Source organism: Pseudoalteromonas sp. RB2-MNA-CIBAN-0110 (genome assembly GCF_040309305.1).
Taxonomy (GTDB): domain Bacteria; phylum Pseudomonadota; class Gammaproteobacteria; order Enterobacterales; family Alteromonadaceae; genus Pseudoalteromonas; species Pseudoalteromonas arctica.
Genome location: NZ_JBEOOQ010000013.1, coordinates 15,036 through 27,198 on the forward strand (window position 1 = coordinate 15,036; position 12,163 = coordinate 27,198).

Below are 12,163 nucleotides of genomic sequence, written 5' to 3' on the forward strand. Positions count from 1 at the left end.
CTATAAACGCCAAAATTTGCACAAAATTCAGTGCTAAGTAAGGTAAGTTATATGCAACGTAGAGAATTTAACCAACTCCTAAATGACATTTTAAAACCTCAATTAATTAAAGATTTTTGCCCAAATGGCTTACAAGTTGAAGGTAAAAACGAAATTAAAAAAATTGTGACGGGTGTAACCGCAAGTCAAGCATTAATAGATGCTGCCATTGAGCAACAAGCAGATGCTATTTTAGTTCATCATGGATTTTTTTGGAAAGGGGAATCCCAACCAATAACGGGAATGAAAAAGCGTCGTATAGGTGCGTTATTAGCACACGATATTAATTTATTTGGCTATCACTTACCACTCGATATTCATCCAGCAGTTGGCAATAACGCGCAACTTGCAAAGTTATTGGATATTGAAATTGAAACAGGGCTAGAGCCAACTTCAAATAGCGTAGCAATGAAAGGGCGTTTAAAAACACCATTAAGTGGTGAAGATTTTGCAGATAAAATTGCAAAAGTGCTAAATCGAACCCCACTCACAAGTTTAGTACGTTCAACAAAAATTGAAACCATTGCACTGTGCACCGGTGGTGGGCAAGGGTATATTGATTTAGCTGCAGAGCAAGGCATTGATGCTTATTTAACGGGTGAGGCATCGGAGCAAACAATTCATAGTTCTCGTGAGCAAAACATTGATTTTTTTGCCGCAGGGCATCATGCAACAGAGCGCTATGGTGTAAAAGCTCTGGGTGAGTTACTTGCTCAAGAGCATGGTTTTGATGTGACATTTATAGACATAGATAACCCAGTTTAACTAGGCTATCTATTAGTTAACCTGAACTCTACTTGAGATAGATTTATTATCTAAAGTTCAGGTTAGTTAGACGAAATGAGCTACAGTGCCTCTGGATCTATCCAGCGGCGCAAACTTATCCATGTGTTTCCTACTACTTCGTGACTGTATTGCGTAACCACAAGTAAGGCATGAGCATTGGGAATAAACTGTTTGCTCCATGGAAGTGCAGCAAAATTATGATAATCAGTGGCTGCGGTTATGACTTCAATACCTTGAGCATTAAATAAGTCTTTTGCGCGTGGCATGTGCAGTACAGATGTTACTAGTGCAACTTTAAAGTCGACTAATTTTGATGCCAGTAACTTAGCTTCTTCACCTGTATCCATTGCTTTTGGGTTTTGGGATATACGACTCTTATTAACGCCTAAACTAATTGCCGTTTGATACATAAGCCCGCTATTAGTGATATTTTGATAACCCCCGCCTGACACTATAAGCTCTGCATTAGGGTAGTGCTTTGCTAGCTTTACACCTTCTACTAAGCGCGTTAGTGCACAATTACCTAATTGATTATTAGCACTGAGTGCAGGGTTTGGGTTTATATCGCAACCTAGTACAACTATTTTGTCTATTTTTGGATGCTTTAGGGTATTAAATGCAAGCGACGCAGGTTCATTATTTTGGATAATTAAATTGGCGATAAAGGGTGTGCTCAATGCAAGTAATACAATTAAGCTTAAAGTAGATAAGAAGAGAGCTGATTTGCGGCCTTTAAATGCGAGTAGGAGCATCAGGCACGCAAATAAACCAAATAGAGGCAGTGGCATAAGTAAGCCACCAATCATTTTTTTAATAACAAACATAAGAGTTAAACGCTGTAGAGTTAATTACAGCGATATTACTCATTATATTGATGATTATCGACCGTTATTTAGCTTACACGTATTTAAAAAGTGACGATAAACAGGGTTATCTTTCATGTCTTTTTTCATCGCTAAATACATAGGACGAGTAAGGCCAAGAGCGCCCAAAGGAATTGATTTAATTAAGCCTTGGCTTTCATAAGGTGTAACTAGCCAATCAGGTAAAGCGGCAACGCCCATGCCGGCACTTACTAGTTGAAAAATAAGTAATCCTTGGTCAACCGTTTTTAACGTACCGTCAAAACGTGCATTTTGAATGAAATGCTTAAATATATCTTGGCGTTCACGCGGGATAGGGTATGAAATAATAGTTTCGTTTTTTAAATCAAGCGCTGTTACATACGCTTTTTTAGCAAGTTCATGATCCGGTGCCACAATAAGCTTCAATTTAAAATCAAATAAGTGCGCGTATTCTAATGTGTCGGGTTCACGTATGTCAGATGTTAAAACTAAATCGAGCTCATCGCTTAGTAAGTCAGGAATAGCGTCGTAACTAAAGCCGCGCTCGTAATCAATTTTTATATCAGGCCAAAAGTTATTAAATTCTTTAATAGTAGGCAATAACCAATGAAAACATGCATGGCATTCCACACTTAAACGCAGTTGAGAAATAGGCTGATTTAAGCTTTCTTTCAAACGGCATTTAGTCGCTTCCATTTTTGGTAATATTTCGTGAGCTAACTCAAGTAATAGCATTCCCTGAGGGGTAAAGCGGACTGGTTGAGTTTTACGCTCAAATAATTGGCAATCTAATTTATTCTCTAAATCTTTGATTTGATGAGATAAAGCAGACTGTGTCAAAAATAACTCTCGTGCTGTATTAACCAAAGATCCTGTTTCTTTTAGGGTTGCTATGGTTTTTAAATGTTTAATACCAATCATCTTTAAAAATTCTCATGGGAAAAGTGAGTTCAGCTCAGATTAACCACATACTACGCCTATACAAAAAACGTTTCAACGTCTAGATGGCTAAAAGTTTGCGATTTATTGTGGTTTATTACAGTTTGTTGCTATGAATCGCGAAAATATTAGAATTAGTAACGATAAAAGTCATTCAAAAACTGGTTTGATGAGTTTTAGATGAGTTTGCTTCATGTTGTATTTTAAGTATATCGATTGCGGTGTGCTTCACCTCAGTGTGAATTTTGACTATATAAATAACTGTGTGGGGTGGGGAATGGTTACTTTAGGTTGTGGTTTAAAAACTAAAGTCATTTTGCTTTTTAGCTTTAGTTTAGGTTAATGGATGAGTATATACGTAATACTTAAGCCAGCGACCTACTCGCTGGCTCTTTTTATAAGGGCTTATTAATAAGTAATATGGCTTCTTTGGCTGTGACCGGTTTTGACTTTAAAAAACCTTGGCCATAGTCGCACGCGGTGGATTGTAAAATGGCTAATTGTTCAAGTGTTTCTATCCCTTCAGCAACAACCTCAAGTTTTAATGATTGCGCAAGTGATAAAATGGCTTCAACAAGTGGGTTGGTGGAATCTTGTAGGTGGTCAATAAAACTTTTATCTATTTTTAAAATATGAATAGGCAGTTGGTGCAAGTAGCCCAGTGCTGAATAACCCGTTCCAAAATCGTCAAGGCACAATTTTACTTTTAAAGGTGAAAGACCTTCTATTATTTGAGTGGCGAGTTCTAGATTTTCTATTAAGCCTGATTCGGTAATTTCTAAACATAAAGAACCCAGAGGTAATTGGTATTTATTATAAATAGAATGTATTTGCGCTACAAAATCGAGGCTTGCAAAATGTCGTGACGATACATTAACCGTTACTTTCAAAAAGCGATGACCTTGCTGGTGCCAATTAGAAATCTGCTGAGCGGCTAAATCAAGTAAATGTAAATCAAGATTTATAATTTGCCCTGTAGTTTCAGCTATCGGTATAAAGTCATTAGGTGGTACAAATCCTTTTTTTGGATGATGCCAGCGCACAAGTGCTTCAAATCCGACAACTTCACTTGTGGTAATTGTAAAAATTGGCTGAAAATAGAGTTCAAATTCGTTGTGTTCTATACCGTGTTGCAAGTCGTTTTCGATATCGGCATGGGTTTTAAGTTTTTTACGCATCGTGTTATTAAAAAACTTAACTTGTCCACGCCCGGTGGATTTTGCTTCATACATAGCAGCATCAGCTTGTTGCAGTAATATATAAGCTTTATCGTTTATGTTGTCGGTATAGGCAATACCAATACTAGTAGAAGCTTGAAGTAAGTGGCTATCTACATTTAGAGGTTTTGATAATGCGCTTTTAATTCTGTTTAAAGCTTCATTAACTTGGTTTTTATGTGTGATATTTTCCATAAATATAGCAAATTCATCACCGCCTAAACGAGCAAATGTATCCGTGCTTCGTACTGTACTTTTAATTAAGTCGCATATTTTTATAAGAAAATGGTCTCCGACTTCATGCCCTAGCGAATCATTTATACTTTTAAAACGATCAAAATCTAGATACAGCAGGGCATGGCTAGTACTTTTTTTAGCGCGCGTTAAACGTAAAATAGCATGCTTTATTCTCTCAATGAGTAATGAGCGGTTAGCAAGGCCGGTAAGCTCGTCATGCAATGCTTTATGCTCGAGCTCTTGTCGGGCTAGTTGTCTATCAATTGCCATACTTATTTGACGACTTACGTAAGTTAGAAGAGCGCTGTCGTGTTCGTTGTATTGCAGTGTTTTATCGTAGCTTTGTACAACAATAACACCGCTTATACGATCACTTGTTTTAAATGGAACACCCAACCAAGACTCTGATTGTCTACCTACCATTTTAAAATCACCGTTATCAATATGACTTTGAAAGGCATCTTTATTGAGTAATAAGGTTTGCTCTGTTTGCAGTAGGTAATATGAAGCAGTGTCTTTTAGCTGTTCTTTAGATATTTTTTGATGTGTTTTAGTGTTTATGCCTTCTTCGACTATATAAACAAGGTCAAGTATATCTACTTTTTTGTCATATAAAGCGATAAAAAAGTTATCAGCACGAAGTAAGTTATTGATAATTGAATGCAAGGCTTCAAAGAAGGTATCTAAGTCGTTAGCTTTGTAGGTTAGGTTAGCTATTTGTAATAAGCTATTTTCTAATTTTTGTGCGTTGTTAAGTTGCTCAACTGTTTTTTGTAAGTTATTTACCGTATTTACCTGGTTAATTTTAGCACTGAGTAAGTGGGCAACTGTTGTAAGAATTTCAAGGTGTGCGTTTGTAAAGTAGCCTTTAATAGGGTGCTCACAATCAATAACACCTAAAACTTGTTCTTTATATATAAGAGGGACGCATAGTTCTGATTGGGCAGGGCGCTCATCTGCGATATAACGGCTATCTTTTGTTACATCATCGATAACTACGGCTTTACCAGTAGTTGCAACAGCTCCAGTAATTCCTTCACTAAAACGTATTACTTTACGTTCGGCTTGATATTTGTCTCGGGCGTGAGCAATACCCATCGATGCAACTTGATTTAATGTATAAGCATTGTTATCGGCAAGGTAAATAACGCAATCAACAAATCCTAAACGGTTAACAACGTGCGTTGTAACATACTCAAATAGCTCGTCTAGTGTGTCTAGTTGCAATAAGCTTGATGAAAATTGATTAATAATACTCAGTTGATCAGTTTTTATCTCAAGTGCTCTTGAGGCATTATTTTTGTAAGACATAGGCAATTTATATTATTCTTTTTATTTTTAAATACGTAGCTAAGTTAACCTAATCTTAGATTTTGTACAAAATAAAGCGATGAGTGGTTTTAATTGGCTGTAAATTATTATGACGAATGACTTTAATTAATTGTAAGTAATAACAATGGCTAATCCCAATTGAATTGGAGTATTAAGCTTTAATCACACAACTCGATAATGTCATCAACATATGCATTATTTTTAATAAAATCTTTACTCGAAAACATCATATGCCTATGATCGGATAAATTCAGCCTTGGAACAAAGTAATGACAAGCAATAATACAAACTCTGTAACAACCCTTACTATCACTCGCCCAGATGACTGGCATGTACATTTACGTGATGGCGACCAGCTAAAGGATACTGTACGAGACATTAGCAGATACATGGGTCGCGCTATTATTATGCCAAACCTTGTTCCGCCGGCAACATGTACTGATACCGCTCTTTCTTATCGAGAACGTATTATGGCAGCAGGCCCACAAGGAGCCTTTGAGCCTTTAATGGTACTTTACCTTACTGATAAAACGACACCAGATGAAATAAAGAAAGCAAAAGCAACGGGTAAAATAGTAGCTGCAAAGCTGTATCCTGCGGGCGCTACAACCAATTCTGATTCGGGTGTTACATCAGTCAAAAATATTTACCCGGTTTTAAAAGCAATGCAAGAAGTAGGTATGTTGCTGTTAGTACACGGAGAAGTTACTGATTCATCAATTGATATTTTTGACCGTGAAAAAGTATTTTTAGAGACGATTTTAGGGGATGTGGTAAGTGACTTTCCTGAACTTAAAATTGTACTAGAGCATATTACAACTAAAGATGCAGTAGAGTTTGTAGTTAATGCACCTAGCAATGTAGCAGCAACAATTACAGCTCATCATTTGCTTTATAATCGTAATCATATGTTAGCGGGTGGAATTCGCCCACATTATTACTGTTTGCCAATCCTCAAACGTAACATTCACCAGCAAGCATTAATGGCCGCAGCTATAAGTGGAAATAAAAAGTTTTTCTTAGGAACTGATTCTGCACCACATTACAAAGATAAAAAAGAAGCTGCTTGTGGTTGTGCTGGTGCATATACGGCTCATGCCGCTATTGAGTTATACGCTGAAGCATTCGAAGACGCAGGAGCTTTGGACATGCTTGAAGGATTTGCAAGCCACTTTGGTCCTGACTTTTATGAGTTGCCGCGTAATGCCGATACAATAACATTACAAAGAAAACCATGGGACGTACCTGCAAGTTATACCCTAGGCGACTCTGAAGTTGTGCCTATAAAAGCAGAAGATACTATTGATTGGTCTGTTAAATAGTTAATATTTTATATTTAAACCAAAAGCCGCTTAATTTTTAAAGCGGCTTTTTTGTTTGTATTTTTGATGTTATTGAAGCGTTATTTGACAGTATTGCTGTTGTAGAGGGCTTTTATACGCGTTTATAGCAATATATATTACAATAATACTTTATAGTTTTTGCTTGGAAATTAGTCAGTTAAAGGCGATTTGAAACAAATTTATATTTTTAATAAATAATTCCCAATTAATAGAGCGAAAAAAAATATAATGTGTTAATCTTACCTTGCTTTGAGTTTTTATGTATTGAATTTACGGATATTGTGCTGCGTTTAAGGTTACCGGTTAGGTTATTACTTGTTCCTGTACTGTACCTCCATATTTTTGAGCATTGACTCAGGGAGGATATTGCCATAATAATATGGCTGAATTTTAATTATTGACTTACAGGAAAATTTAGTATGTCGGTTACTGGTAAAGTAAAGTTTTTCAACGAAGCTAAAGGCTTTGGTTTCATTGAACAAGAAAATGGTCCTGACGTGTTTGTACATTTCAGCGCAATCACTGGTTCTGGTTTTCGCACTCTTAGCGAAGGTCAAGCAGTGACATTCAGCATCAAACAAGGTCAAAAAGGCCCTGAAGCTGAGAACGTAGAAGCAGCATAATTTATTATGTGAACTCTAGTTCATCTTGGTGAAGCAGGTCTCTGTTTCACCATAATTCCTCTCTATGTACATAATTAATAAAATCCTTCTTTTTAAATCCTTGAACACAAATTTCATATATTCTTAAATTTTCTATTTTAATACAAACCCAAAATTCAATTATCTGAATAACTTATACAATCGAACCACTTTCTATCGCATTTAAAACATCCCTTACAATTTATCCAACTGATCCGATACTTATATACATAAAAATGATGCCAAATAACAATCTGTGTAAATTTTAGTGTAAGTCTTGCTAGTGCAATCAGGTTGAAGTTTTGTACTTTAACTATAAATGGGCAAGGGAACCTCTATAGGCCTCTGATAGCTTATTATGGAAGCGTTAGGCATCATTTATAGTCCATTATTATTAAAGTTGAGCAACTTTTTGTGATTAACTTTGTTACTAAATAAATTTAACTGTTAAATAGTATTAATGAGCACTCTAAAGCGGTAAATGTAACTCGTCTAATTATCGAAAGCTATTTGGCTATTTCAGGCCTTGCTAAAAGAAACTTATTATTACTATTTATGGGAAACACGTTTTATAAATGGCTTTAGGTATTGCGTGCATAAAGCAAGGTGGGCGGTATTAGAGATTATCCAGTGTTGTTTTTTTGTGCGACAAATGGTTTGTTTTTTCAGATGAAGTGTTATTGGGGAGATAAAATGTGCTGAAATCGTTTAAAAAATAACTTTTGTTATATCTATCTATATTTTTTTTTGTTTTTTTTCAGTGCGAATTCAGCTTTGGCTAAATGTTGCAATAATGTTGTTTTATGTCAGTACAATGCGAATAAATACACCCCTCAAAAGGCTTTAATCGAAATATTAAGCAAAAGCTTAGTTGCAATAATGTTAACAGTTGTGTGCTAGTACTTTTGTTTAAGCATTAACTTAGCTATTTATTTGCAGAGATTAGTAAACATCAAGTTGACAGCGCTAATTGCATTTAGCATTATTGGAAGGTTGATATCTATTAAAAGATATCAGGGTTGTTCTCTTCGGAGGATAATTAAATTATAAAAGTAACATTACTTAATTGGTTGGGAACTATGTCTGTTAAAATCAGAAAGAGTCTTGTAGCAACTGCGTTGGTTGGCGCATTTGCATTTGCAAGCAGCAATGTGATTGCAGATCCTTTGAATGACGTGCAAAAAGCAGGTCAACAAATTCAAAAGGCTGCGGTTAAGTCTCAAACTAAAATTGACAATGTATATGGTCAAACTCAGGAGCTAATCGCTGAGTACCGTAGCGTTGTTGATGAGACTGAACTTATGAAAGTGTATAACGATCACGTGTCGCGCTTGGTTGATAGCCAAAACGCGTCTATTGAATCGTTTGATCGTCAAATCGCTACGATTGATAACACGAAACAAAACGTTGTGCCTTTGATGTATCGCATGATCGATACGCTTGAGCAATTCATCAAAGCGGACGTTCCATTTAATCTAGAGACGCGTTTAGGACGTGTTGAAAGACTACGTGAAATCATGGTTTCTGCGTCTGTAACGACGTCTGAAAAATTCCGTCAAGTACTTGAAGCTTACACTATTGAAACAGCATACAGCTCACTTGTATCTGCTTCACAAGGTACACTAGAAGTTGATGGCAAAAGTATTAACGTTGATATCGGTCAGTTAGGTCGTATTACTTACGTTGCTCAGTCTTTTGACTTGAAACATGCTTGGGTGTGGGATAACAACACTAAACAGTGGAAAGAATTAGGTGAAGAATACCTAAAACCTGTTAAAGAAGTTATTCGTATGGCGCGTAAGCAAGCGACATTAGAACTTGTTAAACTACCTATCTTTGGCGCGGAGTAATCAATAATGAAGAAACTATTTAAAGGTTTTGCTGTTGCCGCAGTACTAACTGTTTCTGCAGGTACCGCGTTAAATGCACATGCAAATACTGGAGCTCTAGATAAAATACTTGAGCAAGTAAAGCAAGAGCGTATCTCTGAAGGTAAAATCGATAAGAAACGTGAACAAGAGTTCTTATCAGATCGTGCTGACAAGCAATCTTTACTTAATAAAGCTAAAAGCCAACTTGCTTCTGAGAAGTCTCGTGGTGAAAGCTTAACTAAGCAATATGCACAAAATGAAAACACGTTAGCTGAAAAAGAAGCTGCTCTTCAAAGTGCTCAAGGTACTTTGGGTGAGATGTTTGGTGTTGTACGTCGTGCAGCTCAAGACGCTATCGGTTCTATCGAAGCATCACTAGTTAGTGCTGAGAAACCTGGCCGTGCAGAAATCTTACGTTCATTAGCTGCTGCTAAAGAACTTCCAACTGTTCGTGAACTTGAAGAACTTTGGATTTCACTTCAAACAGAAATGACTGAATCAGCTAAAGTTTCAACTTTTGAAACTGAAGTTGCTGGTCTTGACGGTAACCCGTCAATGAAGAAAGTAACGCGTATCGGTAACTTTAACTTAGTTACAGACGATGGTTACTTAATTTATTCACCAGAAACTAAGTCTATTCAGCCTCTAGGTAAACAGCCTGATAGCTATATTTTAGACGGTATCACTGATCTTGAAAATACATCGCCAGATAACTACGCTGGTGTTTATATCGATCCGACTCGTGGTGCTATCTTACGTATCAACACTCAAAAAGCGACACTTATGGAATACTTCCATCAAGGTGGCGTAGTTGGTTATATCATTACAGCTTTACTAGCTTTAGGTATGCTAATTACTCTAATTCGCTTTGTTGACCTTACACTTACTACTAGTAAGATTAAGAGCCAGCTTAAAAATGTTGCTACACCGAATACAAATAACCCACTGGGTCGTATTCTTAAAGTGTACCATGACAACAAGAACCAAGATGTTGAAAACCTTGAGCTTAAACTTGATGAAGCGATTCTACGTGAAACGCCACGCATCGAAGCTGGTATCAACATAATTAAGATTCTTGCTGCAATCGCACCGTTACTAGGTCTACTAGGTACAGTAATCGGTATGATCTTAACGTTCCAAACAATCACATTGTTCGGTACGGGTGATCCGAAGATCATGGCAGGTAACATCTCTCTAGCACTTGTAACTACAGCGCTAGGTCTAATTGCTGCATTACCACTAATTCTACTTCATGCTCTTGTAGCTGGTCGTAGTAAGTCGGTATTACACATCCTTGATGAGCAAAGCGCGGGTATCGTTGCTACTCACGCGGAGAAGGAGAAAGCCTAATGCTAGTCCTGATGGAGATATGGGAATCTATCAGGGATTTTGTTGGCACAGGCGGCCAGGTTTTATACGTGGTCGCGATAGCACTCTTTCTGATGTGGGTTTTAATGATTGAGCGCTATTGGTTTCTACTTGCAGAGTTTCCTCGCACAGCGAAAGAAATTGTAGCAAAGTGGGATGCCCGCCAAGACACTACGTCTTGGTACGCACACAGAATCCGTGAAGCATGGATTTCTGAAGCGTCTGAAAAATTAGATCAGCGTATGTTGTTGATTAAGACATTAGTAGCTGTTTGTCCTTTAATAGGCTTACTTGGTACTGTTACTGGTATGATCTCGGTTTTTGAAACCATGGCCAATCAGGGTACGGGTAATGCACGCTTAATGGCATCAGGTATTTCAATGGCAACAATCCCAACAATGGCTGGAATGGTTGCGGCACTATCTGGAGTATTTTTTAGCTCACGTCTTGAGACAAAAGCTAAAATGGTGAAAGCCAAACTTATTGATAGTATGCCTCATCACTAGAGAGAGAATTAAATATGGCACGTAAACAACGTTTTCGTGAAGAAGAAGAAGCAGCGGTTGATATGACGCCAATGCTTGACATCGTATTTATCATGCTTATTTTCTTTATCGTAACTACATCGTTCGTTAAAGAGGCTGGTATCGAGGTCAATAAACCAAAAGCTGCCCAAGCTACTAAGCAAAAAAATGCTAACATTTTTATTGCTATTCGTAGTAACGGCGAAATCTGGGTTGATAAACAACAAATTGATGTTGAACGTATTTCAGCAAAAATCGAAAGTTTATTAGCAGAACAACCTACTGAAGTTGTGATTATACAAGCTGATAAAGAAGCTAAACACGGCACAGTGGTTAAAGTTATGGACCAGATTAAAGCGACGGGTGACAACCTTAGAATTTCAATAGCTGGAGATCAGTAATGATTCGTTTTCTGTTTTCACTGATTGCAGGTGGGGCAGTTACTTTCGGCTTGTTCTACTTCATGGCCTTCCTCATCTCTGGTGGGGCTGACCGTAATACGGAACAAAAAGAGCAGATCATAGTCGAAATAATGACGAATCCGCCTGAATCTAAGGTGCAGGAGAGGAAGCGTGTACCGCCTCCTCCTCCACCACCGCCAAAGCAGCCGCCTAAACCGCAGCCGCCACAGCCGGAAAATAATAATCCAAACCCTGGTGCTATGTCATTTAACATGGGTAGCATTGATGTTGGTAGTTCAGCTGGTGGACTAAGTGGTCCTGGTGCATTTGGACGAGATGGTGATGCGACACCTATCGTTCGTATAGAACCAAAATATCCAACGCAAGCAGCACGTGATGGCAAAGAAGGTTGGGTACAACTTTCATTCACAATTGATGAGTTAGGTGGAGTAACTGACGTTGAAGTAATTGACGCAGATCCAAAACGTATCTTTGACCGTGAAGCTAAACGCGCACTGCGTAAGTGGAAGTACCGTCCTAAGATCATTGACGGAAAACCACAGAAACAACCAGGTTTACAAGTTCAATTAGACTTTAAACTTAACCAAGGCAACTAAGGA

At 37.5% G+C, this 12,163-nt stretch carries 11 protein-coding genes; 8 read left to right on the forward strand and 3 right to left on the reverse strand.

Annotation, left to right across the window (positions count from 1 at the left end):
- Positions 1 to 51: 51 nt before the first annotated feature.
- Positions 52 to 804 carry a Nif3-like dinuclear metal center hexameric protein gene (locus tag AAEY68_RS08435; RefSeq protein ID WP_010555099.1) on the forward strand — a complete coding sequence of 251 codons (753 nt, stop codon included), beginning with the start codon at positions 52 to 54 and terminating at the stop codon, positions 802 to 804.
- An 80-nt stretch (positions 805 to 884) separates the two neighbouring features.
- Here the strand turns inward: AAEY68_RS08435 and AAEY68_RS08440 are convergent, their stop codons facing one another.
- The 3 genes from AAEY68_RS08440 to AAEY68_RS08450 form a co-directional block, all read right to left on the reverse strand.
- Positions 885 to 1,649 carry a YdcF family protein gene (locus tag AAEY68_RS08440; protein WP_197111518.1) on the reverse strand — a complete coding sequence of 255 codons (765 nt, stop codon included), beginning with the start codon at positions 1,647 to 1,649 and terminating at the stop codon, positions 885 to 887.
- Between the two features lie 54 nt (positions 1,650 to 1,703).
- Positions 1,704 to 2,591 (reverse strand): LysR family transcriptional regulator, encoded by an 888-nt coding sequence (locus tag AAEY68_RS08445; RefSeq protein WP_002961689.1) that lies wholly within the window; start codon positions 2,589 to 2,591, stop codon positions 1,704 to 1,706.
- Between the two features lie 413 nt (positions 2,592 to 3,004).
- On the reverse strand, positions 3,005 to 5,374 hold the full coding sequence (locus AAEY68_RS08450) for an EAL domain-containing protein (protein ID WP_282114921.1): 2,370 nt from the start codon (positions 5,372 to 5,374) through the stop codon (positions 3,005 to 3,007).
- 290 nt (positions 5,375 to 5,664) lie between these two features.
- Here AAEY68_RS08450 and pyrC point away from each other — a divergent pair, with 290 nt between their 5' ends.
- From pyrC to AAEY68_RS08485, 7 genes are all read left to right on the forward strand, one after another.
- Positions 5,665 to 6,717, forward strand: coding sequence for a dihydroorotase (gene pyrC / locus AAEY68_RS08455; protein ID WP_165740288.1), 1,053 nt, complete (start codon positions 5,665 to 5,667; stop codon positions 6,715 to 6,717).
- 440 nt (positions 6,718 to 7,157) lie between these two features.
- Positions 7,158 to 7,361 carry a cold-shock protein gene (locus tag AAEY68_RS08460; RefSeq protein WP_002961702.1) on the forward strand — a complete coding sequence of 68 codons (204 nt, stop codon included), beginning with the start codon at positions 7,158 to 7,160 and terminating at the stop codon, positions 7,359 to 7,361.
- Positions 7,362 to 8,458: 1,097 nt separating this feature from the next.
- Positions 8,459 to 9,229, forward strand: coding sequence for a DUF3450 domain-containing protein (locus tag AAEY68_RS08465; protein ID WP_024590812.1), 771 nt, complete (start codon positions 8,459 to 8,461; stop codon positions 9,227 to 9,229).
- A 6-nt stretch (positions 9,230 to 9,235) separates the two neighbouring features.
- Positions 9,236 to 10,600, forward strand: coding sequence for a MotA/TolQ/ExbB proton channel family protein (locus AAEY68_RS08470; RefSeq protein WP_007583865.1), 1,365 nt, complete (start codon positions 9,236 to 9,238; stop codon positions 10,598 to 10,600).
- Positions 10,600 to 11,124: a MotA/TolQ/ExbB proton channel family protein gene (locus AAEY68_RS08475; protein ID WP_002961709.1), complete on the forward strand. Its 525-nt coding sequence runs from the start codon at positions 10,600 to 10,602 to the stop codon at positions 11,122 to 11,124. The genes AAEY68_RS08470 and AAEY68_RS08475 overlap by 1 nt, the downstream gene beginning before the upstream one ends.
- Positions 11,125 to 11,138: 14 nt before the next feature.
- Complete coding sequence (locus tag AAEY68_RS08480; protein ID WP_007583867.1) at positions 11,139 to 11,543, forward strand: ExbD/TolR family protein; 405 nt, start codon at positions 11,139 to 11,141, stop codon at positions 11,541 to 11,543.
- On the forward strand, positions 11,543 to 12,160 hold the full coding sequence (locus AAEY68_RS08485; RefSeq protein ID WP_007583869.1) for an energy transducer TonB: 618 nt from the start codon (positions 11,543 to 11,545) through the stop codon (positions 12,158 to 12,160). The genes AAEY68_RS08480 and AAEY68_RS08485 overlap by 1 nt, the downstream gene beginning before the upstream one ends.
- The last annotated feature ends 3 nt before the right edge of the window (positions 12,161 to 12,163 follow it).

Bases quoted from the DNA above. Each gene is read 5' to 3' on its own strand.
- AAEY68_RS08450 (WP_282114921.1), bottom strand. From the start codon at position 5,374: ATGTCTTACAAAAATAATGCCTCAAGAGCACTTGAGATAAAAACTGAT.
- AAEY68_RS08435 (WP_010555099.1), top strand. From the start codon at position 52: ATGCAACGTAGAGAATTTAACCAACTCCTAAATGACATTTTAAAACCT.
- AAEY68_RS08465 (WP_024590812.1), top strand. From the start codon at position 8,459: ATGTCTGTTAAAATCAGAAAGAGTCTTGTAGCAACTGCGTTGGTTGGC.
- AAEY68_RS08440 (WP_197111518.1), bottom strand. From the start codon at position 1,649: ATGTTTGTTATTAAAAAAATGATTGGTGGCTTACTTATGCCACTGCCT.
- AAEY68_RS08485 (WP_007583869.1), top strand. From the start codon at position 11,543: ATGATTCGTTTTCTGTTTTCACTGATTGCAGGTGGGGCAGTTACTTTC.
- AAEY68_RS08470 (WP_007583865.1), top strand. From the start codon at position 9,236: ATGAAGAAACTATTTAAAGGTTTTGCTGTTGCCGCAGTACTAACTGTT.
- AAEY68_RS08445 (WP_002961689.1), bottom strand. From the start codon at position 2,591: ATGATTGGTATTAAACATTTAAAAACCATAGCAACCCTAAAAGAAACA.
- AAEY68_RS08475 (WP_002961709.1), top strand. From the start codon at position 10,600: ATGCTAGTCCTGATGGAGATATGGGAATCTATCAGGGATTTTGTTGGC.
- AAEY68_RS08460 (WP_002961702.1), top strand. From the start codon at position 7,158: ATGTCGGTTACTGGTAAAGTAAAGTTTTTCAACGAAGCTAAAGGCTTT.
- pyrC (WP_165740288.1), top strand. From the start codon at position 5,665: ATGACAAGCAATAATACAAACTCTGTAACAACCCTTACTATCACTCGC.
- AAEY68_RS08480 (WP_007583867.1), top strand. From the start codon at position 11,139: ATGGCACGTAAACAACGTTTTCGTGAAGAAGAAGAAGCAGCGGTTGAT.